This window comes from Streptomyces sp. NPDC020489, assembly GCF_044386545.1.
In the GTDB taxonomy this organism is placed as follows: Bacteria; Actinomycetota; Actinomycetes; order Streptomycetales; family Streptomycetaceae; genus Streptomyces.
In genome coordinates this window covers 86,240-108,570 of record NZ_JBIRUZ010000021.1, presented here as the reverse complement: position 1 = coordinate 108,570, position 22,331 = coordinate 86,240, and the positions used below count along the sequence as shown (strand labels likewise).

Annotated in this window: 24 protein-coding genes; 11 read left to right on the top strand and 13 right to left on the bottom strand. The window is 72.6% G+C overall.

The annotated features are described in order from the left end of the window. Positions 1-202: 202 nt before the first annotated feature. The 4 genes from ACH41F_RS38770 to ACH41F_RS38755 all read left to right on the top strand — a co-directional run bounded on the left by ACH41F_RS38770 (position 203) and on the right by ACH41F_RS38755 (position 4,959). Positions 203-1,732, top strand: a complete 1,530-nt coding sequence (locus ACH41F_RS38770) for a S8 family peptidase (protein WP_398839618.1) — start codon at positions 203-205, stop codon at positions 1,730-1,732. A gap of 125 nt (positions 1,733-1,857) precedes the next feature. Then, positions 1,858-2,388 (top strand): hypothetical protein, encoded by a 531-nt coding sequence (locus ACH41F_RS38765; RefSeq protein WP_391230490.1) that lies wholly within the window; start codon positions 1,858-1,860, stop codon positions 2,386-2,388. Between the two features lie 36 nt (positions 2,389-2,424). Then, on the top strand, positions 2,425-3,726 hold the full coding sequence (locus ACH41F_RS38760) for a CoA transferase (RefSeq protein WP_398839617.1): 1,302 nt from the start codon (positions 2,425-2,427) through the stop codon (positions 3,724-3,726). Positions 3,727-3,885: 159 nt separating this feature from the next. After that, positions 3,886-4,959, top strand: a complete 1,074-nt coding sequence (locus ACH41F_RS38755) for a CopD family protein (protein ID WP_391230488.1) — start codon at positions 3,886-3,888, stop codon at positions 4,957-4,959. A 577-nt stretch (positions 4,960-5,536) separates the two neighbouring features. Here the strand turns inward: ACH41F_RS38755 and ACH41F_RS38750 are convergent. The 8 genes from ACH41F_RS38750 to ACH41F_RS38715 form a co-directional block, all read right to left on the bottom strand. Then, positions 5,537-6,580: a zinc-binding dehydrogenase gene (locus ACH41F_RS38750; protein WP_391230486.1), complete on the bottom strand. Its 1,044-nt coding sequence runs from the start codon at positions 6,578-6,580 to the stop codon at positions 5,537-5,539. Between the two features lie 37 nt (positions 6,581-6,617). Then, positions 6,618-7,277 (bottom strand): lysoplasmalogenase family protein, encoded by a 660-nt coding sequence (locus tag ACH41F_RS38745; RefSeq protein ID WP_391230485.1) that lies wholly within the window; start codon positions 7,275-7,277, stop codon positions 6,618-6,620. Further along, positions 7,274-8,140, bottom strand: a complete 867-nt coding sequence (locus tag ACH41F_RS38740) for a sterol desaturase family protein (protein ID WP_391230483.1) — start codon at positions 8,138-8,140, stop codon at positions 7,274-7,276. The genes ACH41F_RS38745 and ACH41F_RS38740 overlap by 4 nt, the downstream gene beginning before the upstream one ends. Before the next feature lie 113 nt (positions 8,141-8,253). Continuing rightward, complete coding sequence (locus tag ACH41F_RS38735) at positions 8,254-8,964, bottom strand: VIT family protein (RefSeq protein ID WP_398839616.1); 711 nt, start codon at positions 8,962-8,964, stop codon at positions 8,254-8,256. Between the two features lie 165 nt (positions 8,965-9,129). Beyond that, positions 9,130-10,356, bottom strand: coding sequence for an amidohydrolase family protein (locus ACH41F_RS38730; RefSeq protein ID WP_398839615.1), 1,227 nt, complete (start codon positions 10,354-10,356; stop codon positions 9,130-9,132). Further along, on the bottom strand, positions 10,353-11,639 hold the full coding sequence (locus ACH41F_RS38725; RefSeq protein ID WP_391230479.1) for an amidohydrolase family protein: 1,287 nt from the start codon (positions 11,637-11,639) through the stop codon (positions 10,353-10,355). The genes ACH41F_RS38730 and ACH41F_RS38725 overlap by 4 nt, the downstream gene beginning before the upstream one ends. Then, a complete protein-coding gene (locus ACH41F_RS38720; protein WP_391230477.1) occupies positions 11,636-12,532 on the bottom strand; it encodes an SDR family NAD(P)-dependent oxidoreductase in 897 nt (298 codons plus the stop codon). Before ACH41F_RS38720 ends, ACH41F_RS38725 begins: the two co-directional genes overlap by 4 nt. After that, positions 12,532-13,329, bottom strand: coding sequence for an acetoacetate decarboxylase family protein (locus tag ACH41F_RS38715; protein WP_398839614.1), 798 nt, complete (start codon positions 13,327-13,329; stop codon positions 12,532-12,534). The genes ACH41F_RS38720 and ACH41F_RS38715 overlap by 1 nt, the downstream gene beginning before the upstream one ends. 98 nt (positions 13,330-13,427) lie before the next feature. Here ACH41F_RS38715 and ACH41F_RS38710 point away from each other — a divergent pair, with 98 nt between their 5' ends. The 6 genes from ACH41F_RS38710 to ACH41F_RS38685 all read left to right on the top strand — a co-directional run bounded on the left by ACH41F_RS38710 (position 13,428) and on the right by ACH41F_RS38685 (position 19,198). Then, positions 13,428-14,033 carry a TetR family transcriptional regulator gene (locus ACH41F_RS38710; RefSeq protein WP_391230474.1) on the top strand — a complete coding sequence of 202 codons (606 nt, stop codon included), beginning with the start codon at positions 13,428-13,430 and terminating at the stop codon, positions 14,031-14,033. 53 nt (positions 14,034-14,086) lie between these two features. Then, positions 14,087-15,073: a DEDDh family exonuclease gene (locus ACH41F_RS38705; RefSeq protein WP_391230472.1), complete on the top strand. Its 987-nt coding sequence runs from the start codon at positions 14,087-14,089 to the stop codon at positions 15,071-15,073. A gap of 265 nt (positions 15,074-15,338) precedes the next feature. Next, a complete protein-coding gene (locus tag ACH41F_RS38700) occupies positions 15,339-15,572 on the top strand; it encodes a hypothetical protein (RefSeq protein ID WP_289916469.1) in 234 nt (77 codons plus the stop codon). Positions 15,573-15,642: 70 nt separating this feature from the next. Beyond that, entirely contained in the window at positions 15,643-16,434 is a 792-nt protein-coding gene (locus ACH41F_RS38695; protein ID WP_391230469.1) for an SURF1 family cytochrome oxidase biogenesis protein, read from the top strand. A gap of 219 nt (positions 16,435-16,653) precedes the next feature. After that, on the top strand, positions 16,654-18,438 hold the full coding sequence (locus tag ACH41F_RS38690; RefSeq protein ID WP_391230467.1) for a glycoside hydrolase family 15 protein: 1,785 nt from the start codon (positions 16,654-16,656) through the stop codon (positions 18,436-18,438). A gap of 4 nt (positions 18,439-18,442) precedes the next feature. Next, on the top strand, positions 18,443-19,198 hold the full coding sequence (locus ACH41F_RS38685) for an SDR family oxidoreductase (protein ID WP_391230465.1): 756 nt from the start codon (positions 18,443-18,445) through the stop codon (positions 19,196-19,198). 39 nt (positions 19,199-19,237) lie between these two features. On the opposite strand, the gene amaP is transcribed toward ACH41F_RS38685, so the two are convergent. From amaP to ACH41F_RS38660, 5 genes are read right to left on the bottom strand one after another with little or no spacing between them, the layout of a single operon-like run. Beyond that, positions 19,238-19,816: an alkaline shock response membrane anchor protein AmaP gene (gene amaP, locus ACH41F_RS38680; RefSeq protein WP_391230463.1), complete on the bottom strand. Its 579-nt coding sequence runs from the start codon at positions 19,814-19,816 to the stop codon at positions 19,238-19,240. Positions 19,817-19,821: 5 nt separating this feature from the next. Beyond that, positions 19,822-20,481 carry a DUF6286 domain-containing protein gene (locus ACH41F_RS38675; RefSeq protein ID WP_391230461.1) on the bottom strand — a complete coding sequence of 220 codons (660 nt, stop codon included), beginning with the start codon at positions 20,479-20,481 and terminating at the stop codon, positions 19,822-19,824. Then, complete coding sequence (locus ACH41F_RS38670; protein ID WP_391230459.1) at positions 20,478-20,846, bottom strand: Asp23/Gls24 family envelope stress response protein; 369 nt, start codon at positions 20,844-20,846, stop codon at positions 20,478-20,480. Before ACH41F_RS38670 ends, ACH41F_RS38675 begins: the two co-directional genes overlap by 4 nt. A gap of 5 nt (positions 20,847-20,851) precedes the next feature. Then, entirely contained in the window at positions 20,852-21,043 is a 192-nt protein-coding gene (locus ACH41F_RS38665; protein WP_391230457.1) for a hypothetical protein, read from the bottom strand. A gap of 36 nt (positions 21,044-21,079) precedes the next feature. Next, positions 21,080-21,544 carry an Asp23/Gls24 family envelope stress response protein gene (locus ACH41F_RS38660; RefSeq protein ID WP_391230455.1) on the bottom strand — a complete coding sequence of 155 codons (465 nt, stop codon included), beginning with the start codon at positions 21,542-21,544 and terminating at the stop codon, positions 21,080-21,082. Positions 21,545-21,631: 87 nt separating this feature from the next. On the opposite strand from ACH41F_RS38660, the gene ACH41F_RS38655 reads away from it, so the two are divergent. Continuing rightward, positions 21,632-22,330, top strand: a complete 699-nt coding sequence (locus ACH41F_RS38655; RefSeq protein WP_398839613.1) for a nucleopolyhedrovirus P10 family protein — start codon at positions 21,632-21,634, stop codon at positions 22,328-22,330. Position 22,331 lies beyond the last annotated feature (1 nt).

Below are 22,331 nucleotides of genomic sequence, written 5' to 3'. Positions count from 1 at the left end.
GTGCTCGTGCTCCCTGCCCAAGGTCACGGCGGCACGCGAGGACCGGTTCAACTGGCGAGGCGTCTTTGTGAAGTCACCCCCGGTAGGTCATTGCTGGCCAGCGGCCGCGCGGGATAACTTCGCCCTGCAACACCCGTCATGTACCTGCCCGAGCACCACCTGTGTCTCGGGCGGTTTCGTTTCCGGATGATGTGGAGACCCCATGTCCCGTCTGCGCTCCAGACGTCGGCTCGCTCTCGCTGTACCTGTCGTTCTCTCGCTGACCGCCTCGCTCGGCTTCCTGCCGGCGGCGGCGTCGGCCGCCCCCTACGCGGAGCCGACCGCACAGGCCGCGGACTCGCCCACCCTGTCGTACGTCGTCAACACCAAGGTGGACCGTCGCACGATCGAGTCGGTGAAGAAGGCCGTGATCGCCAAGGGCGGCACGGTCGTCATCACGTACGACAAGATAGGTGTGATCGTCGTCCACTCGGCCAACCCGGACTTCGGCGCCCAGATACGCGCGGTGCGCGGCGTGCAGTCGGCGGGTGCGACGCGCACCTCCCCGCTGGCGCCCGCGAGCACCACGGACGAGGGTGCGGCCCAGTTCCTGACGAAGGCGCAGGCCGAGAAGATCGAGAGCGCCTCCGCGGCCGAGCCCGGGAGCGAGCCCCTCGAGGCCGACCAGTGGGACCTGAGGGCGATCGGCGCCGACAAGGCCGCTCAGATCAACCCGGGCAGCAAGAAGGTCACCGTCGCCGTGATCGACACCGGCGTCGACGACACCCACCCGGACATCGCGCCGAACTTCTCCGCCTCCCAGTCCGCCAACTGCGACGGCGGTGTCCCGAACACCACCGAGGGCGCCTGGCGGCCGTACACCGCGGACGACTACCACGGCACGCACGTGGCCGGTGAGATCGCCGCCGCCCGCAACGGCATCGGTGTGGCCGGTGTCGCGCCGGGTGTGAAGGTCTCGGCCATCAACGTCACCGACCCGAGCAACGGCCTGTTCTACCCGGAGAGCGTCGTCTGCGCCTTCGTGTTCGCCGCCGACCACGGCGTGGAGATCACGAACAACAGCTACTACGTGGACCCGTGGCTGTACAACTGCCTCGACGACCCCGACCAGCGGGCCATCGTCGACGCGGTCAACCGGGCCTCGAAGTACGCCCAGAAGAAGGGCACGCTCAACCTGGCGTCCGCGGGCAACTCCAACGACGACCTCGACTCGGACGCCCTGGTCGACGACAGCAGCCCCGACGACTCCACGCCGGTGCCGCGCACCATCGACCCGCACGAGTGCTTCGACGTGCCGACCCAGCTGCCGGGTGTGGTCACGGTCAGTGCGACGGGCGTGAACAACCTCAAGTCGTACTACTCCTCGTACGGTTACGGTGTCGTCGACATCGCGGCCCCGGGCGGCGACCGGCTCTACCAGATCCCGGACACCCCGTCGAAGAACGGCCGCATCCTGTCGACCATGCCGAACAACGCGTACGGCTTCCTCCAGGGCACCTCGATGGCCTCCCCGCACGCCGCGGGTGTCGCCGCGCTGCTGAAGTCGACGCACCCGAAGGCCTCCCCGGCCCAGTTGCAGTGGCTGCTGAAGGCGCAGGCGGACAACCCGGGCTGCCCGGCGTCGTACGACCAGGACGGCGACGGCACGCAGGACGCGACCTGCGTCGGCGGCAAGAAGTACAACGGGTTCTACGGCTACGGCATCGTCAACGCGCTGCGCGCGGTGAAGTAGGAAGCAACACGGACCGGGCGGCGCGGCCTCGACGGGCCGCGCCGCCCGGGCGTCACGCGCGCGTGCCGTGCGGGGGCGGCCGGGTGCCGTCCCGGCCTGTCGCGTGATGCGGCAGGATCTCCGGCATGCATGTGTATGAAGAAACCGCCACCTGGACCGCCGAACCGACCCGGCCCAAGGGGCAGTTGGTGTTCCGATTCGTCCTCACGGTCCTGTACACGCCCGTGCAGTTCGTGATGTGGCTCGTGGCGTTCGTCGCCTTCCTGGCCATCAGCCTGGCCACCGAGATCATCACGGTGTTCAGCACCTCCTACGAGCAGGGCCTGTTCAAGGCCGGGGACCGGCTGCTGGACCCGCTGTCGAGGTGGCCCTCCTGGTGCGTCAGCTGGCCGGAGCTGCGGCACGAGGGCGACACCGCGTACTACAGGGCGCGGGTGGAGAAGAAGGTCGGCCGCTGGACGAAGAGGGCATCCGCGCCCCGCAAGGCCCAGCAGGCACGGCCCTCGGACGAGTGCGCGATACCGCTGCGCGACTATCGGGGCGTCGGCGGCTGGTATGTCGCCCAGGTCGCCCACGCGCAGGGCTGGGAGCTGCGGCCCACGGACGTGCGCAAGGAGGTGCGTCTGCGCTGGCGGACCGCGCCCCACATTGATTGAATCAACGTTGATTGATCAATAATGCATAGTGAAGTCATGACTGAGGTGACGTACGAGGGCTCTCTTCAGGCACGGCTTCCGGTACGGCAGTCGGCGCGCGCCTGCGTCCGCGCCTGCGCGCAGGCCGCCGCCGAGCTGGGGGCGCGGCGGGCCCGGCTCGCCGAGGTACCCGCCGTGCGGGTGGACGATGGCGCGATCGCCACGGCGTTCGTGAGTGAGCGGCATCTGTTGATCAATGGCCGGGCCCCGGTCAACTTCGCACCTCTGTCGAGGTTCTGGCGGACCGCCGACGGGTGGGTGCGCACGCACACGAACTACGCGCACCACCGGCAGCGGTTGCTGACGGTGATGGGTCCGCCGGAGTCCCTCGAAGCGGCCTTCGCCGAGCGGTCCTCCCTGGAGGTCGAGGAGGCGGTGTACGCGGCCGGCGGCCTCGCCGTCGCCCTGCGCACGCCCGAGGAGTGGGCGGCCCATGAGCAGGCGGCGGAGCTGGCGAAGCGGCCGCTCGTCGAGCACGAACGGCTCGACTCCGCCCCCGCGCGCGTGCTCACCCCCCTCGGCACCGCTCCCCTGCTGCCCGCCGCCGGGCTGCGCGTCCTGGACCTGACCCGGGTCGTCGCCGGCCCGGTCGCCACCCGCACGCTCGCCCTGCTGGGCGCGGACGTGCTGCGCCTGGACCCGCCCCGGCTGCCCGAACTGCCCGACCAGCACGCCGACACGGGCTTCGGGAAGCGGTCGGCGACGCTGGACCTGGTGGCCGACCGGCGGACCTTCGAGGAGCTGCTCGCGGCGGCGGACGTGGTCGTCACCGGGTACCGGCCGGGCGCGTTGGACCGGTTCGGGCTGTCACCTCGGGCGCTGGCGGAGCGACGGCCCGGGGTGGTCGTGGCCCAGCTGTCGGCCTGGGGCGCGTACGGGCCCTGGCGGGAGCGGCGGGGGTTCGACAGCCTCGTGCAGGTGGCCACGGGGATCGCGGTCGTGGAGGGGTCGCCGGAGCGGCCGGGCGCGCTGCCCGCGCAGGCCCTCGACCACGGCACGGGCTATCTGCTGGCGGCGGCCGTGCTGCGGGCCTTGACCGAGCAGTCGCGGGAGGGCGGCAGCCGGGTCGTACGGCTGGCGCTGGCACGGACGGCACAGTGGCTGATGAACGAGGTCCCGGCGGACGCCCCCGGGGACGCGGGCGAGGCGTACGTCGACCCCCGCCCCTGGCTCGCCGAGACGGACAGCGGGGTCGGGCGGCTGCGGTACGCCCTGTCGCCGGTGTCCTTCACGGGCGGTCCGGTGGACTGGGCGCGGCCACCGGGGGGCTGGGGGACGGACCCCGCGCGGTGGGGGTGAGCGGCGTCTTTGGCCGGGACCCGTACCCTCTGGACCGGCGGATCGCGCGGTGGGGCTGAGCGGTCGTCGACCGGAATACGTACCTCTGGCCGGAATGCCGTACCGCCAGGTGTTTTCCTGGAGTTGCCCGGTTCTGTGGCAGCTGGCGAAGATCATGAGGTGACCTTGACAAGACCCGCGACCGGGGCGTCCGGCGCGACCGGGCCGGCGCCGCGTCCCGGTACCGGCCGTGCCGTCGCCGCCGTCGTCCTGGTGACCCTCGGCGCGCTGATCCCGCTGCTCGGCCCGTCCGCCGCGTTGCACGGCACCGGGGAGGCCGCGGCGCCCGGGGTCGGCGGCATCGCCCTGCTGCGGGCGGTGCTGTTCACGGCGCTGAGTGTCCCGGTGGGCGAGCTGTTCGTGCGCCGGCTGGCCCGGTCGGTGCCCGGCGCTCCCCCGGCCGTGCCGCGCGCGTGGGCCCCCTACGCGGCCGGTGCCGGTCTCGTGGCCGCGTTGGGGCTGGCCTCGGTCGTGGCCACCGGCAACCTCGTGCCGGACAGCCTCGCGCAGGTCGACGTCGGCGGCCTGTACGCCTCGCGGGACGGCAAGCTCGCCCTCGTCGAGGTCAACGCCTTCCTCGTGGCCGGCCTGTGCGCGGTGTCGGCCCGGCCGGCCACACAGGTCTGGCCGCTCGCCGCGGTCGTCGTGGCGGAGGCCCTGCGCGCGCATCCCCCGACCGAGCACAGCCCGTTGATCGGGTCGGGGCTGACGCTGGTTCACCTGACCTGTGCGGCGCTGTGGGTGGGCGGGCTGCTGTACGCGCTGCGGACCCTGCGGCAGTGGCGGCGCGCGGCGGACCCGGGTGGCGCTGCGTCAGGGGTCGGGGACAGCTCTGGCGCTCGGGACGGAGGCGGCCCGGCCGCGGGTGCCGCCCTGCTGGGCCGCTACGCGCGCGTGGCCCTCGGACTGCTCGCCGCGATCACCGCGACCGGGGTGTGGAGTTCGCTGCGCCGCATGCCGCCGGGGACGGTCCTCGACCAGCTGACGACGACCGCGTACGGGCGCGCGCTGCTCGCCAAGGTGCTGCTGGTGGCCGCGGTCGCCGCGCTCGCCCTGTGGGCGCGACGACGACTGAGCCGAGCGCCCGACCCGCTCACCGCGTACGCTCCCGCGCGGGCGGAGGTCATCGCCCTGGGCCTGGCGGTGGCGGTATCGGGTCTGCTGACGGCACTACCGGTACCGATCCGCTGGTGAGGCGGGGGGCGTCGGCAGGGTGGGGGGGGCCGAGCCGGGGCCGGGGGCTCGCGTGGGGCGTCGGTGCGGCTGGGACGAGGGGGCGGGGCGACTCCTGGGCACGCCCGGGGCACCCGTACCCATCCGCTCGTGAACCCGGGGGTTCCGCAAGCTCAGGCCGAGCCGACTCCTTGGGCTCGCCCGGGACATCAGCGCGGCCTCGGTAACTGAGGCCCCCGGGCTAGCCCGGGTAATCGCCCCGCTCCGGCGCTTAGCCCGCCACCAGCACCTGGTGAGCCGGAGGTGCGGCAAGGTCAGGGGCCGAGCCGGCCCCCGGGCCCGCCCGGTACGTCAGTGCGACCGGGGCGAGAGGCCGGGACGAGTCCTGGGCTCGCCCCGGGCACCCCTACCGACCCGCTGGTGAACCCGGGGGTTCCGCAAGGTCAAAGGCCGAACCGACGCCCGGGCACGCCCAGGGAATCAGCGCGGCCGGGGCGAGGGGCCCAGCCGGCTCCCGGGCACGCCCGGTGCATCAGCGCGGCCCCGGCGACGCCGGGGCGGTCCCTGGGCTCGCCCGGGGACTCGCCCCGCTCCCCGCTCAGCCCGCCACCAGTACCTTGAGGGCCGTCCGTTCGTCCATCGCCTTGTAGCCGGCCGGGACGTCCTCCAGGCCGATGGTCAGGTCGAAGACGGGTGAGGGGTCGATGGTGCCGTCCAGGACGTCGGGCAGCAGCTCGGGGAGGTAGGCGCGGACCGGTGCGACGCCGCCGCGCAGCGCGATGTTCCGGTCGAACATGACACTGAGGTCGAGCCCGGTGCCGCTGCCGTGCGGGACGCCGACCCAGCCGACGGTGCCGCCGTCCCGGGCGATGCCGACCGCGGTGCGCATGGACTGCTCGGTGCCGACGGCCTCGACGACGGCGTGCGCGCCCTGACCGCGGGTGAGTTCACGGACCGCCTCGACGGCCGCTTCCCCGCGCTCGGCGACGACGTCGGTGGCGCCGAAGCGGCGCGCGATGTCGGTACGGGCCTGGTGCCGGCCGAGGGCGATGATCCGCTCGGCGCCCAGCCGCTTGGCGGCGAGGACCGCGCACAGGCCGACGGCCCCGTCACCCACGACGGCGACCGTGGCGCCCGCGCGGGCCCCGGCTCCGAGGGCGGCGTGGTGGCCGGTGCCCATGACGTCGGACAGGCTCAGCAGCGCGGCCAGCAGACGGTCGTCGGAGGCCGCGTCCTTGGGCAGCTGGACCAGGGTGCCGTCGGCGAAGGGCACGCGCACGGCCTCGCCCTGCCCGCCGTCGTAGCCGACCGAGCCCCAGAAACCGCCGTGCTCGCAGGAGGTGGTGAGGCCCTCGCGGCAGTAGTCGCAGACGCCGTCGGACCACATGAAGGGCGCCACCACGAGGTCACCGCGGCGGACGGTGCCGACCTCGGAGCCGGTCTCCTCGACGACACCGAGGAACTCGTGCCCGATGCGCTGGCCCCGCTCCCGGCTCGCCGTGCCCCGGTACGCCCACAGGTCGCTGCCGCAGATGCAGGACCGCAGCACCCTGACCACAGCGTCGGTGGGCAGCTGCACCACGGGGTCGGGCACGTCCTCCACGCGCATGTCGAAGGGGGCGTGGATGGTGGTGGCGCGCATGAGGAGGATCCTTCTCTTCGCTGGCTCGTACGTGCGCTCAGGGGGTGGCCGAGCGCACTTCACCGTACGCCGACCGCTCCGGCTGTCGCTCGCCGAGGACGCCGATGACCAGCAGTGACTGCGCGGCGACATAGGTGAGCATGATCCACAGATCCGGTCGGGGTGGCTGGGGCCACTCCGCGACGCCGGTCGCGATCAGGCTGTCGGAGAGCACGAACAGCGCGCCGCCGAGACCGGCGAGGAGACCGAGCCGGGTGACGGCCGCCCAGGCCATGACGGTGAGCAGGAGGCTGTAGCCGGCCACGGGGACCCGCAGGTCGGCGGGCAGGTCCGGCCACAGGGAGGCGACGGTACCGACCAGGACCATGCCGTAGGCGGGCGCGAAGAGGGCACTACGCGCGTGTGCTCGCTCGTACGACCGGAAGAGGGCGAGGTAGCAGAGGTGCCCGGCGGCGAAGCAGCCCATCCCGGCGAGGAAGGCGGGCTCGACGTCGAGGAGCAGCAGGGTGTCGCCGCCCCAGCCGCACAGCAGGGCGGCGATCAGGAGCGGGGGCGCGCCGCGGACGGCCGCCCAGGCGGCGAGAAGGGGCATCAGGAGGGGCTTGGCGACGGTGTGCCCGGCGTCCCAGCCGACGGCCAGGGAGGTCAGGTCGACGACGGCCGCGAGGGCGAAGGCGGCGGCGAGGGGGCGTCTCACGCGGCCACGGTCTTCTCGGCCGGCTCCGCCGTCGGCACCGGCTTCCAGCCCGGGCCGCGGAACACCCGGCCGGCGCGCTCGCGCCAACTGGACGCCGCCTTGATGTCCTTGACGATCGACACGTACTCATGGGTGGCGACCTTGATGGGGTTGAACGTGTTGATGTTCTTCGTCAACCCATAGACAGGCCGTTCGGTCTCGGCGACGAACGACCCGAACAGCCGGTCCCAGACGATGAGGATGCCGCCGAAGTTGCGGTCCAGATAGCCGCCCTGGGAGGCGTGGTGGACCCGGTGGTGCGAGGGCGTGTTGAACACGAACTCGAACCACCGGGGCAGCTTGTCGATGCGCTCGGTGTGGATCCAGAACTGGTAGACGAGGTTCGCCGAGGAGCAGAAGGCCAGCGCCGCGGGGTGCACGCCGGCGGCGATCAGCGGCACGTAGAACGGCCACACGGTCAGGGTGGTCCATGGCTGGCGCAGCGCGGTGGTGAGGTTGAACTTCTCGCTGGAGTGGTGGACGACGTGACAGGCCCACAGGATGCGGATGACGTGGTGGCCGCGGTGCGACCAGTAGTAGAAGAAGTCCTGGGCGAGCAGCATCAGCGGGACGGTCCACCACAGCACGGGGACGCGCAGCGGGGTGAGTTCGTGGATCGCCGTGTAGATCGCGACGATCGGGACCTTCCAGAGGAAGTCGAAGGCGAGGCTGCCCAGTCCCATGCCGACGCTGGTCGCGGCGTCCTTCGTCTCGTATCCGGCGGCGTCCTCGTCGGGGTGGAGGCGGACGCTGATCATCTCGACCACGGTGAGCAGGACGAAGGCGGGTATGGACCAGAGCACGACATCGGGCAGGTTCGGCATAAGGGGACCGTAGAACCGCTGGTCGGCCGCGACTAGACGTTGTTACTGACAAGTATTACAGCGAGTACGCGCTTACTTGTTGGTGATCTCCCCCAAAGCCACCACGGACGGTTTCAGACTCCGGCCGCGCCCAGCAGGACCCCCGCCGCATACGTCACCCCCATGGCCAGTGCGCCACCCAGTACATTGCGCAGCGCCGCGCGGACGGGGTCGGCGGCGCCGAGGCGGGCACTGCTCCAGCCGGTCAGGACGAGAGCGGCGAGGGAGGATACGACGGTGACCGCGAGACGCCGGTCGGCGGGCGGCAGGACGATGGCGAGCAGCGGGAGCAGGGCGCCGACCGTGAAGGACAGGAAGCTCGCCCACGCGGCGTGCCAGGGGTTGGTCAGCTGGTCGGGGTCGATACCGAGCTCCACGCGTGCGTGGGCGCGCAGGGCGTCCCGCGCGGTCAACTGCTCGGCGGCCTCTCGGGCGACGTCCCGCGACAGGCCCCGTTCTTGCAGCAGTCCGGTCAGTTCCTCAAGCTCGGCCTCGGGCCGCTCGCGCAGCTCCCGCTTCTCGACGGCGAGGGCGGCCTTCTCGGAGTCCCGTTGGGTGGAGACGGAGACGTATTCGCCGGCCGCCATCGACATGGACCCCGCGAGCAGCCCCGCCAGGCCCGCGGTGAGCAGGGCCGAGCGGTCGTCCGTGGCGCCGGCGACGCCGACCACGAGGCCGGCCGTGGACACGATGCCGTCGTTGGCGCCGAGGACGGCCGCCCGCAGCCAGTTCAGCCGCGCGCCGAGCGCGCCGCCGTGGGCCTCGTCATGCGTGGGTTCGGTCACGACGGGAGGATCGCACCCCGGGCACCCCTCTCTCCGGGTCGACACCCCCGTATCCGGGCCGACACCCCCGCATCCGGACCGAGGCTCACCGCACCCGAACCCGCGCCCACCGCACCTACGCAGACCCTCGCCGAGTCCGTACCCGGACTCGGACCCATACCGCGCTCACCAGACCCGCACCGACGCCCCCTTCGCAAACACCGGGCTCGTCGCGTCCGCCGGTGGCTCGGTCAGCGGCTCGGCGATCTCCTCCACGGTCGGGCCCACCTTCGCCGCGATGGGGTCGAGGAGGTCGAGGTCGAAGCCGTACACGCGCGCGGCGTTGCCGCCGACCATCGCGGCGACCTCCGCACGCGGCACGCGCGCGTAGGCGTACCGCAGGCCCTCCCGCGAGTACGGGTACGTCCCCTCGTCGTGCGGGTAGTCGCTGCCCCACATGATCTTGTCGACGCCGATCCGGTCGCGCAGCGGCACCTCGTGCGGCCGCATGAAGCTGGCGCCGACGAAGCAGTTGTCGCGCCAGACCTCGGAGGGCGCGTCGCCCATCCGGGCCGCCAGCCCCGCGCCGAACTTGGACTCCGCCGTGGACGCCCTGGTCGCCGCCGCGACCAGGCGCCCGTGGTAGTAGTCCAGCATCTCCAGCACCCCGGGGATCCAGCCCGAGCCTTGCTCGGTCAGGACCAGCCTCAGGTCCGGGTGGCGGCGGAAGGCACCGCCGAACACCAGGTGCCACAGCGCCCGGTGGGAGAACCAGGTCGTCTCGACCATGAAGACCGCGCGGGCCGCCGGTTCGTCGCCGAGCGGTGGGGAGGCCGAGCCCGCGTGGTGGTTGACCGGGACGCCGAGTTCCGCGCAGACGGCCCAGATGGGGTCGTACGTGGACGAGTAGAGCTCGGGCAGGCCCGAGCCCGGCGGTGTGCCGGGGAGCAGCAGCCCGCCCTTGAGGCCCGCCGCCACGCACCGGCGGATCTCCTTCACCGCCTCCTCGACGTCGTTGAGGAGGATCTGGAAGACGCCGGCCCGCCGCCCGGGGGCGGCCGCGCAGAAGTCCGCCAGCCAGCGGTTGTGGGCGCGCAGGCCGGCCCAGCGGCGCTCGAACTCCGCCGGTTCCGGAGCGGGTGCCATGAGCGAGCCGGACGGGAAGAAGGGCGGGATGGTGTTGGGGAACACCACCTCCGCGACGATCCCGTCCTCCTCCAGCTCCGCGAGCCGCCGTTCGGAGTTCCAGTTCTTGTCGGCGGTGTCGGCGAGCAGGTCCTCGTAGGGGTTGACGTAGGTCGCCGCCCACACATCGAACTCGTCGTGGTGGCGGCTCTCCAGATAGGGCTTGTAGTCCAGCAGGTCGGCGCCCGCGTGGCAGTCGGCCGAGATGACCGTGTAGCGGTCGGTCATGAGGATGCCCCCAGGACAGGGAAGTCGTGGTCGGTCAGCCAGTGCCGGCCCACCTCGCGCGAGCGCGACCAGGAGGCCTCCACGGCCGTCTGGTCGGCGGACTGGCCGAGTTCGTCGGGGGTGGGTCCGATGCGGCGGGCGAGCGGGGCCAGCTTGTCGGTGTCGAAGCCGAAGACCTCCGCCGCGGCCAGACCCAGCATGCGGCGGGTCTCCGCGACGGGGATGTCGTGGAAGGTGCGCCGCAGCCACGCGCGCGTGTCGGGCCAGGTGCCCTCGGGGTGCGGGAAGTCGCTGCCCCAGAGGATGTTGTCGACCCCGATCTCGTAGCGCTGGGCCAGTTCGCGGCGCTTGGTGTTGGTGGCGCAGATGAACACCTGCCGGTCGAGGTACTCGTGCGGCGGGCGCCTGAGCTCCTGGAACGGCGAGAGCTTCTTGCCGCCGTGGGCGCCGAGGTAGAGGCGGTCCATGAACCACAGCAGGTTCGGCAGCCACCAGCAGCCCGACTCGGCGACCCCGAACCGCAGCCCCGGGTGGCGCTCGAAGACGCCGGACCAGAGGAGGAACCACAGCGGACGGGCCGGCCACCAGGTGACCTCGGAGACGTAGATGCCGAGGTGGTCGCCGTACTCGTGGCGCGGGGCCGCCCCGGAGTGGGTGAGGACCGGCATGCCGCACTCGGCGGCCGCCGCCCACACCGGGTCGTAACGGCGGTCGTGGTAGGGCTCCTTGTCGACCCACATGGACGGGATCATCAGGGCGCCGAGCCCGGACTCCCTGGCCCGGTGGATCTCCGCGACGACCTGGTCGGTGTCCGCGGTGACCGGCAACAGGGCCACTCCGCAGTGCCGTTCGGGGTGCTCGGAGACGAAGTCGGCCAGCCAGCGGTTGTGCGCCCGTGCGCCCGCCATGCCGAGCTCCGGGTCCTGGTCGCCGGAGAGTCCGAGCCCCACCCCGAAGGGCGCCGCCGTCTGGCTGTCGACCGCGTCGGCGTCCGGGAAGACCACCTCGGCGGCCACCCCGTCGCCGTCGAGCTCCTTCAGCCGCTGGGCGGTGTCCCAGCCCCCGCGCAGGCCCTCCTCGTTGTCCTGGAACCACTTGTTCGCGAACGCCTCGTTGCGGATGCCGAGCCGGGTCATCTCCTCGCGGCGCCGGTCGCGCCCGGCGAGGAAGTCGTCGAAGTCCCGGTGGAAACGGGGGTCCAGGTAGGGCCGGTACTCCTCGGTGGGGAGGCCGGCGTGGCAGTCGGAGGAGATGATCAGGTACGGCTCGTCCTTGTCGGTCATCGAGACCCCTCGTCGAGAATGAAGTTCTCCAGGTACGACGGGTTGGCCCGCTCCAGCATCGACCGCGCCCGCGCCCTGATCTGGGCGTCGCTGTGCTCGCTTGCCGGCAGCATCCAGAAGCGGTCCGCGCGGATGCCGTCCACCACGGTCTCCGCGACCTGCTCGACGGGGGTGAACTCCACCTCCCGGCCCGCTTCCCTCATCGCCGCCTCCCACTGGTCGAGGCTGCGATACGGCGTCCTGCGCGGCCTCTCCTTGGCGTACCGCTCGGGGCGGTTGCGGTGGGACTCCCACAGGCCGGTGCGGAGCATGTGCGGGCCGGGGAAGAGGACGGAGGCGCCCACGCGTGCGTGCTCCGCCCTGAGATGGGCGTACAGGGACTCGGTCATCGTCACGACGGCCGCCTTGGTGACGGCGTACACGGAGGCGGTGGGCAGCGGGGCGATGCCGCCGTCACCGGAGGACGTGTTGACCACATGACCGGGTTGACCCGACTTGATCATGTGGGGCACGAATGCCTGGATGCCGTGGAAGACGCCCCACACATTGACGGAGAAGGCCCATTTCCAGTCGTTCGGCTCGTGCTCCCACATCCGGCCCTCGGCGCCCGAGCCGACCCCGGCGTTGTTGCACAGCACATGGACGGCGCCGTACGTCCCGTAGGCGAAGTCCGCCAGTTCCAAGACCTGTTCGCGTTCGCCGACGTCCACCACGCGTGCGTGCGCGTCCGCGCCCTCCGCGCGGAGCCCTTCCAACGCCGCCTCCAGCGCGTCCTTCTCGACGTCGGCGAGGACGACCTTCAGGCCCTCGGCGGCGAACCGACGGGCCATCGCGAGGCCGATGCCGCTCGCGGCGCCGGTGACGACGGCGACCTGTCCTTCCGCGAGGTCCATCAGGCACTCCCCCGCAACGGCGCGTCGAGGATCTGGGCGGGATCGTCGTAGCGCTGGTGGATGTACGGCAACAGCGCTCGCGCGTCGACCCGTTCGACGACTGTGCCCCGCTGGTCGCTGGTCTTCTCGCCGAGGGTGATCTCGAGGAGCCGGCGCACGGGGAGGTCGGCGACCGGGTCGTACATCGACTCGCGCAGGACGACGTCGCCGGTGACCCGCTCCAGTCGGCGGACCTTCTCGTTGCGCAGGCAGTGCACCAGCACCGGGTCGGCGTCGAAGCCCGAACCGTCCACCGCGGGCAGGAACTTGAAGTAGAAGTCGGTCTTCCGGGTGGGTTCCGGAAGGGGCAGCTCCCCGGCGACCGCGCCCCGCACCTCCACGAAGGCGATGCCGTGCCGGGCGAGGCGGGCGCGGACGACCAGGCCGTCGCGCTCGACGACCACCTCGCCGAGCTTCTTGGGCTCCCCGAAGACCTCGCGGCCGCCGACGAGGGCGCGCTCGTGGGTCATCGGCATGACGAGGGGGTACCAGCCCTCGACGCCGTCATGGGAGGCCGAGACCGCGAACGAGCCCGCTCCCAGCGGCTGTCCGGGCAGGTCGACCTTGCTGATGGTGACCCGGGCCAGCGGCCGGCCCGTCGGTTTCAGGGGTGGGGGCAGAACCGCCGCGAGGGCGTCCGGGTCGGTCTCCCACACCGCCGCCACACCGGTGGACCAGATGTCGGGGAGCCTGGAGCTCGCGGTGCGCGCGGCGGCGATCTCCGCCTCGGTCCGTGCGCCGTACCGTACGCGTGCCATGTCGTACCGCCCTTTCTGATGGGCCGTCACCTGTAACACAGTTACAGCACTCCCCTTGCCGGGTAAATACGCGTGCACCAGCCGGACTTGGGGGCAGCATGGCGAGACCGCCGCTCACCCGCGACGAGGTCCTGGACACCGCCGCGAACCTGGTGAGGCAGCACGGCCCCGAGGCGCTGACGATGCGCAAGCTCGCCGCCGAGCTGGGCACCGCGGTGACCTCGATCTACTGGCACGTCGGCAACCGGGAGTCCCTGCTGGACGCGCTCGTGCAGCGGACCGTGGCCGATCTGGGCGCGTTCCGGCCGACCGGGCGCACCCCCGCGGAGCGGATCGTCTCCGTGGCCCGCATCCTGCGCCGGCGGCTGCGCGACCACCCGCATCTGATCGGGATGGTCCACGAACGCGGCCTCACCGAGCGGATGTTCCTGCCCGCGCGGCAGGCGCTGGTGCGCGAGGTGCACGCGGCCGGGCTGCGGGGCGCCCGCGCGGCGGAGGCGGTGCGGGCGGTGCAGTTCCAGGTTGTCGGTTTCGTCCTGGTGGAGCGCAACCGGGAACGGGCGCCGGCACAGCGGCCCGCCGAGGAGTCGACCGGGTACGGCGACCCGGCGCTCGCCCGGGCGTTCGCGCGCCCGGTGAACGAGGAACGGCTGTTCGTCACCTCCGTGCGGGCGCTGACGGAGTCTCTGCTGGAGCGGCCCTAGAGGTGGCCGGGTGTGCGCGGCGCTGTCAGTGGGGGCCCGTATCCTCAGGGACCATGCTCGAAGACCGCACGACCGCAGCGTCCGCCCCCACAGCGTGGCCGGCCGCGTATCCGAAGGGGTACGCGGTCGTTGACGTGGAGACCACCGGCCTTGCCCGGGACGACCGGATAATCTCCGCGGCCGTCTACCGGCTGGACGAGCGCGGCGAGGTCGAGGACCACTGGTACACGCTGGTCAACCCGGAGCGGGACCCGGGCCCGGTGTGGATCCACGGTCTGACGAGTGACGTGCTGCGGGGCGCGCCCCTCTTCCAGGACGTCGTCGAGGAGTTCTCCGCCCGGCTGGACGGCCGGGTGCTCGTCGCGCACAACGCGGTCTTCGACTGGCAGATGATCGCGCGGGAGTACGCGCGCGCGAAGCGCGAGGCACCGGTCCGTCAGCGGCTGTGCACCATCGCGCTGTCCAAGGAACTGGCCCTGCCGCTGCCCAACCACAAGCTGGAGTCGCTGGCCGCCCACTTCGGCGTCGTGCAGCGGCGCGCGCACCACGCGCTCGACGACGCGCGCGTGCTGGCGGAGGCGTTCCGGCCGAGCCTGCTGACCGCGGCCTCCCGGAGCGTCCGGTTGCCGCTGCACGAGTGCCGGCCGCTGACCGAGTGGACCGACCGGGCCGTGCCCCGGCAGCAGCAGTCGTCCTACGGCAGCTATCGGCCGACCAGTTGGCGTCCGACCCGCAAAAGGCCCGCATGCCCCCATCCCAACCCAGGGCGCTACGAAGAGGGCAAGCCGCTCAAGCAGGGCATGCGCGTGGCCTTCTCGGGGGACACCTCGACCGAGCGCGACCTCCTGGAGGACCGCGCGATCGAGGCCGGGCTGCATGTCGCCACCAGCATCTCCCGGCTGACCAGCCTGCTCGTCACCAACGACCCGGACTCGGGGACGTCCAAGGTGGTCAAGGCCCGGCAGTACGGCACCCCGGTCGTCGACGAGGCGGCCTTCGGACAACTCCTCGGCAACGTGGCACCGGCCTCGGAGGGGTGACGGAAGGGGACCGCGGTGGACCCCGTACGGCGGCCGGCACAGACACCGCGGACGGGGATCGGCACCGACCCCGCGGCGTGACCGTACGGCGGCCGCCACCGGCCCCCGTCCAAAGCGGCCGCACGGCGACCGGCACCGACCCCGCGCAGCAGCCGTACGCCGACGCACGAGCCGTACCGCAGGCGACCGTACGGACGGGTGATTGCGCCGCGACTCGCCCGCCGCCGACTGGTTCGTGCCGGGGTGACGGCCCACCCTGTGGCGCATGGCGACTTGCGAAGTATGCGGCAACAACTACGGCATGACGTTCGAGATCCACGCCCAGGGCGCAGTGCACGTATTTGACTGCTTTTCCTGCGCGATCCACCGTATGGCACCCATCTGCGAGCACTGTCGGGTACAGATCATCGGCCAGGGCGTCGAGGTCGAGGGCCACTGGTACTGCGGCGCCCACTGCGCGCGTGCGGAGGGAAAGGTGGGCATCGTCGACCGCGTCTGACCATGGTGGCCGGTCCGTCCGACCACACCCCTGTGCGAACACCCCGCGGTCCGAGTTGTACGGTCGTGGGGTGTACCGCTTCCTGTTGTCCCGGCAGTGGGTGATCCTCACGCTGGTCGCCCTCGTCCTCATCCCCACGATGATCCGGCTGGGCATCTGGCAGATGCACCGCTACGACGAGCGCAGCGCCCGCAACCAGCTGGTCTCCGACGCGCTCTCCGCGGACCCGGTGCCGGTGGAGAAGATGACGTCCGCCGGGCACACGGTCACCAGCAAGGAGCGGTACCGGTCGGTGACCGCCAAGGGGCGCTTCGACGCCGAGGACGAACTCGTCGTGCGCCGCCGCACCAACTCCGACGACGAGGTCGGCTACCACGTGCTGACCCCGTTCGTCCTGAACGACGGCAAGGTGCTGCTGGTCAACCGCGGCTGGGTGCCGTCCGGGGCGACCCAGAGCGCCTTCCCGAAGGTGCCGGCGCCCCCGGCGGGCGAGGTCACCGTCACCGGGCGGCTGATGCCCGACGAGACGACCGAGGCGAGCGGCATCAAGAACCTCAAGGGGCTGCCCGACCGCCAGATCATGCTGATCAACAGCGAGCAGGAGGGCCGGCGCCTCGGCAAGCAGGTCCTCGGCGGTTACATCGTCCTGACCGCGCCCGAGCCCAAGGGCGACACCCCGGAGCTGCTGGGCAGGCCGGGCAAGGAGAACGCCCCGCTGAACTACGCGTACGCGTACCAGTGGTGGCTGTTCGCCGCGGGGGTGCCGATCGGCTGGGTGGTCCTCGTCCGACGCGAGCTGCGGGACCGCCGGGAGGCGGCGGAGCGGGACTCCACGACGGAGGCGGAACCGGCGGCGGTCTGAGGCCGCCCGTAGCCACAACGCCCAGCGCCGGGCGTAGCCGCAGCACCCACCCGCCGCCCGTAGCCACAGCACCCACCGCCGGGCGTAGCCACAACACCCACCCGCCGCCCATGGCCACGGAGCCCACCGAGCAGCAGGCGTCGTCCTCCCGCCGCCAAGATCTCACTCCGCCGGCCTCCCCCTGATTGCGCCCCTGGTCAGCCGGGAACCCGCTCTTGCGTGCCCCGTATCGAGGATTACGCCCTGATCGGCGATGAACAGACAGCGGCCCTGGTCGGCAAGGACGGGAGTGTCGACTGGTTGTGCCTGCCCCGCTTCGACTCCGCGTCCTGCTTCGCCAGACTCCTGGGCGACGAGGAGAACGGCCACTGGCGGATCGCGCCCGCAGGTGTAGACGGCCCGTGCAGTCGGCGCGCCTACCGCCCCGGCACCCTGGTGCTGGACACCGATTGGGAGACCGACGAGGGGGCGGTGCGCGTCACCGACCTGATGCCGCAGCGCGACCGCGCCCCCGATCTGGTCCGGATCGTCGAGGGTCTGCGCGGCGAGGTGACCGTCCGCAGCACGCTCCGGCTCCGCTTCGACTACGGCTCGGTCATGCCGTGGATGCGCCGGACCGACGGCCACCGGATCGCCGTCGCGGGCCCGGACTCGGCGTGGCTGCGCAGCGAACCCGAGGTGCACACCTGGGGCGAGAACTTCGGGACGCACTCCGAGTTCACCGTCAAGGAGGGCGAGAAGGTCGCGTTCGTGCTCACCTGGCACCCCTCGCACGAAGCGCCCCCACCGCAGATCGACCCCTATGACGCGCTGCGGGCGAGCGTCGAGGACTGGCAGGCGTGGTCCGCCCGGTGCCGCTACGACGGCCCGCACAAGGACGCCGTGCTGCGCTCCCTGATCACCCTCAAGGCCCTCACCTACGTCCCCACCGGCGGCATCGTGGCCGCCCCCACCACCTCGCTGCCCGAGGAACTGGGCGGCGTCCGCAACTGGGACTACCGCTACTGCTGGCTGCGCGACTCCACCCTCACGCTCGGCGCGCTCCTCTCGGCCGGCTACCACGAGGAGGCCGAGGCGTGGCGCGACTGGCTGGTGCGCGCCGTCGCCGGCGACCCCGCGGACCTGCAGATCATGTACGGCCTGGCGGGTGAGCGCCGGCTGCCCGAGTACGAGCTGCCGTGGCTGTCCGGATTCGCCGGCTCCAAGCCGGTCCGGATCGGCAACGAGGCCGTCAAGCAGCTCCAGCTCGACGTGTACGGCGAGGTCATGGACTCCCTCTCGCTGGCCCGCACTGCGGGGCTGTCCGTCGAGCCGCACATATGGTCCCTGCAGTGCTCGCTGATGGACTTCCTGCGCTCGGCGTGGCAGCAGCCCGACGAGGGGTTGTGGGAGGTGCGCGGGGGGCGGCGGCAGTTCGTCCACTCCAAGGTGATGGTGTGGGTGGCGGCCGACCGCGCGGTGCGCACCCTGGAGGCCCACCCCGAGCTGCCCGGCGACCTGGAGGGCTGGCGCGCGATGCGCGACGAGGTCCACCAGGAGGTGTGCGAGAAGGGCTTCGACACCGAGCGGAACACCTTCACCCAGTCCTACGGCTCCCGCGAGCTGGACGCCGCGCTGCTGCTCATCCCGCGCGTCGGTTTCCTGCCTCCCGACGACCCCCGGGTGGTCGGCACGGTCGAGGCGATCCACGCCGAGCTGGGCCACCACGGCCTCGTGCACCGCTACAGCACCGCCGGTACGACGGTGGACGGGCTGCCCGGCGGCGAGGGCACCTTCCTGGTCTGCTCGTTCTGGCTGGCCGACGCGCTGCACATGATCGGCCGGAAGAAGGAGGCCAGGCAGCTGTTCGAGCGGCTCGTGGCGCTGACGAACGACGTGGGGCTGCTGTCGGAGGAGTACGACCCGGTGAACGGCCTGCACCTGGGCAACTTCCCGCAGGCGTTCAGCCACATCGGTCTGGTGAACACCGCCCTCGCCCTGTTCGGGGACGAGGAGGCAGGATAGGGCCATGGATCTTGGACTGAAGGACCGCGTGTACGTCGTCACCGGGGCCACGCGCGGTCTCGGCAACGCCTCCGCGCGCGAGCTGGTCGCCGATGGGGCGAAGGTCGTGCTCACCGGACGGGACGAGAAGCGGGTCGCCGACGCGGCGGCCGAGCTGGGGCCGAACGCGGTCGGGGTCGCCGTCGACAACGCCGATCCCCAGGCGCCGGAGCGGCTGATCGCGGCCGCCCGGGAGAACTTCGGCCGCTTCGACGGCATCCTCGTCAGCGTCGGCGGCCCGGCCCCGGGGTTCCTCGCGGACAACACGGACGAGCAGTGGGCGGCGGCCTTCGAGTCGGTGTTCCTGGGCGCGGTGCGCCTGGCCCGCGCGGCGGCGGCCGAGCTGGAGGCGGGCGGGGTCATCGGCTTCGTGCTGTCCGGCTCGGTGCACGAGCCGATCCCGGGGCTGAGCATCTCCAACGGGCTGCGGCCCGGGCTCGCCGGGTTCGCGAAGTCGATCGCCGACGAGCTGGGGCCGCGCGGGATCCGGGTGGTGGGCCTGCTGCCGGCCCGCATCGACACGGACCGGGTGCGCGAGCTGGACGGTCTCTCCGCGGACCCGGCGGCCACGCGCACGGCCAACGAGTCGCGGATCCCGCTGCGGAGGTACGGGACGCCGGAGGAGTTCGGGCGTACGGCGGCGTTCCTGCTGTCGCCCGCCGCCTCCTATCTGACCGGGATCATGGTGCCCGTCGACGGGGGCATGCGGCGCGGGTTCTGAGCACCGCGCGCGGTGGGTACCGACGCCCCTGAGGGGGCGTCAGCTCACCCGTTCCGCACGGTGCTTGACCGCCTTCATCCGGACCTCCGCCGGCAGCGACGCCAGCCCCGCCGAGTTCCTCGCGTGCGTCAGCGCGTACGCCGACAGACTGGTCAGCGCCGTCCCGGGGTCCGCGTGGGGTTCCAGCAGCAGCCGTACGCGGGTCCTCGGGGCGTCGCGCCGGCCGGTCAGACGGGCCTGGGCGTGGGCCACGCCCTCCAGTTCCGCGGCCTCGCCCGCCAGGACGCCCTCCAGGGCCCGGCCCCGCAGCAGCGCGCCCTCGCCGTCGCCGGTGTCGACCAGGACCTCGGTCAGCCGGTGCCGGCGGAGGTTGGCGATCAGCCACCACAGGGCGGCCAGGACGAGGAGCGCGAGCACGGCCAGGACCGTCGGCCACCACCAGCCGCGGTCCTCCCAACGGGTGCGCGCGGAGTCGTCGAGGAGTACGTCGTGACGGCCGTCATGGACCCACCAGGAGGGCGGGTTCAGGCCCAGGCCCACGGCCAGCACCGAGCCGCCGGCCACGAGCAGGACGAGCCCGACGACGCCGAGCAGCACACGGTTGACGATCCGGAGCATCGCCCTCACCCCTTCTTCCCGGGACGCCGTACCCGCACCGACAGCGCGGGCGGCCGGGACAGACCCAGCCCCCTGATCGCCTCGCCGAGGGCGGCGTCCAGTTCGGCGTGCACGTCGTCCAGTTCGCGGAAGTGCGCGACCGCGCCGACGTCGGCCTTGGTGCGGGACAGCCGGACGCGGACGGCCTGGACGCCGGGGACCTCCACGGCCCGGTCGCGCAGGACCAGTGCGGCGGCGTCGCGGTGGAGGCCGGCGCGTACGTCGGTCTGGACGCGCCGCATCGGCAGGACGTCGCGCAGGCCGGGGGTGGCGGCGAGGACGAGCAGCCAGAGACCGAGGGCCGCGGTGACGCCGGCGCCGACGAGGACCCAGGTGTCGTCGAGGGGACGGGCGGCGAGCTGGTCGGCCAGTTCGCGGCGCCAGCGCATGGCGGGCTGTTCGGCGCGGACCGCCGTGACGTCGTAGAGGAAGAGTCCCGCGGCCGCCAGGAGCAGCAGCGCGGTGACGGCCGCGGGGACGCGCCGCGCCGACCAGAAGCGGCTCTCGTGTCCGCCCTCGGCCTCCTGCGGGACCGGGGGTGGCGGTGGTGCGGGGTCCGGTTCGCTCTCCTTCTCCAGGACCGGCATCCGCCGTGTCGTGCCCTCGGAGCCCTGGGGCTCGCTCATCGCGTCCTCCCCTGTGCCGCGCCGTGCGCCGGATGCAGCCGCTCCACCTGGACGGCGACTTCCGGCACCTGCATTCCCACCAACGCGCGTACCCGCTCCGCCACATGACGACGCACCCGCGCGCAGCGGGCTCCGATGTCGGTGGGGTAGTCGAGTTCGAGATGGACCCGGACTCGGGCCACGTCGTGATGGACGACCACCGTGGCGTGCGCGGGCGCGGCCTCACCGGGCAGGTCCCCGACCACCTCGCGCGCCGCCTGGGAGGCGATCTTCGCCACGACCCGGTCGGCGATGCGGGTCGCGCCCCGTTCGCCGGGCGGTACGGCGGTCCGTGGTCCGCGGAGTGCAAGGGTCTCGGTGGTCACCCAGGTCACCGCCGGTCGCGGCGGTCGTCACGGGTGCGGAAGAAGTCGCCGACCTCCAGGTCCCCCTCCAGGAACCTGCCGACGACGAAGCCGATGGCGCCCAGGGCCGCCACCAGCAGGAAGGCGCCGAATCCGCCGAAGTACCCGGCGAAGCCCAGCGCCATACCGGCGATCAAGCCGACCACGGCCATGCTCATGGTGCGCTCCCCTCAGCCCTCACGGTCCTCACGTCCTCACTGGATCCGGGGCTCCGGCTCCTCTTCCTCTTCGTCGGGCAGCTTCACATCGCTCACGGCGATGTTCACCTCGACGACCTCCAGTCCGGTCATCCGCTCCACCGCCGCGATCACGTTCTCCCGGACGGCGTGGGCGACATCGGAGATCGACACGCCGTAGTCGACGACGATCTCCAGGTCGAGCGCGGTCTGCACCTCGCCGACCTCGGCCTTCACGCCCCGCGTGACGGACTTCGAGCCGCCCGGCACCCGGTCCCGTACGGCTCCGAAGGTGCGGGAGAGCCCGCTGCCCATGGCGTGGACGCCGACGACGTCCCGGGCGGCCAGCCCGGCGATCTTCTCCACGACGCCGTCCGCGATGGTGGTCCGTCCCCGGGTCGCCGGGTCGCCGCCGCCGCGCTTGGTGGGCTTGCGTGTCTGCACGCCCGTCTCCGCCTCAGGGGTCTGCGTCATATCGGTCATCGCCGTACGTCCTCCCTTGTGGTCGTCCTTCGACCACCGTAAGCGGGGTTGCGCCCTCGCGCGCCGCCGATGCGGCAGGCTGGGGCCATGACAGCGGACCGGTGGACGCAGGCGGTACGGCATCAGCTGGGTCTCGGCAGGCTGCTGCCGTTGGGGGGCGCGCAGGACGGCGCGTGGATCTCGGAGCGGGCTGCCGAGGCGGTACTGCGGCACGCGGCACGGGAAGTGCACGGGGTACGGCTGGACGGGCTACGGATCGCCCTCGCCGATCCCGAGGACGTGCGCGAACCGGTCGTACCGCCGCCGCCCAGCGCGCTGCCGCCGGGCACGCTGCGGGTGACGGCCGACATCGCGGCCACGGCGGACGAGCCGCTGCCCGCGGCGGCGGCCCTGCTGCGCGCCACGCTGGTGACCGCCGCGACCGAGCGGCTCGGTCTGACGGTGACCGAGGTGGACCTGCGGGTGACGACACTGCTGGACGAGGCGCCACAGGCCGCTGAGGTACGGCGGCCCGAGCCGCCGCCGGAGCAGGCCGCCGACGGTCCCGCGGCCGTCGCGGCGCTGTCGGTGCCCGGGGTGACCGGGCTGACGGCGGCGCTCGGGCGGGGGGTGCAGGTCGAGGAGCGGCAGGACGGGACGGCCCTGCCGCGAGGCCACGTCCGGGTGGAGGTGGCGGTGGCCGCGGAGCGCCGGGCGGTGGAGGTCGCCCGGGCGGTCCGTGAAGAGGTGGGGAAGGCGCTCCCCGGTCACCCGACGGTGGCGGTGCTGGTCACCCTCGTCGGGTGAG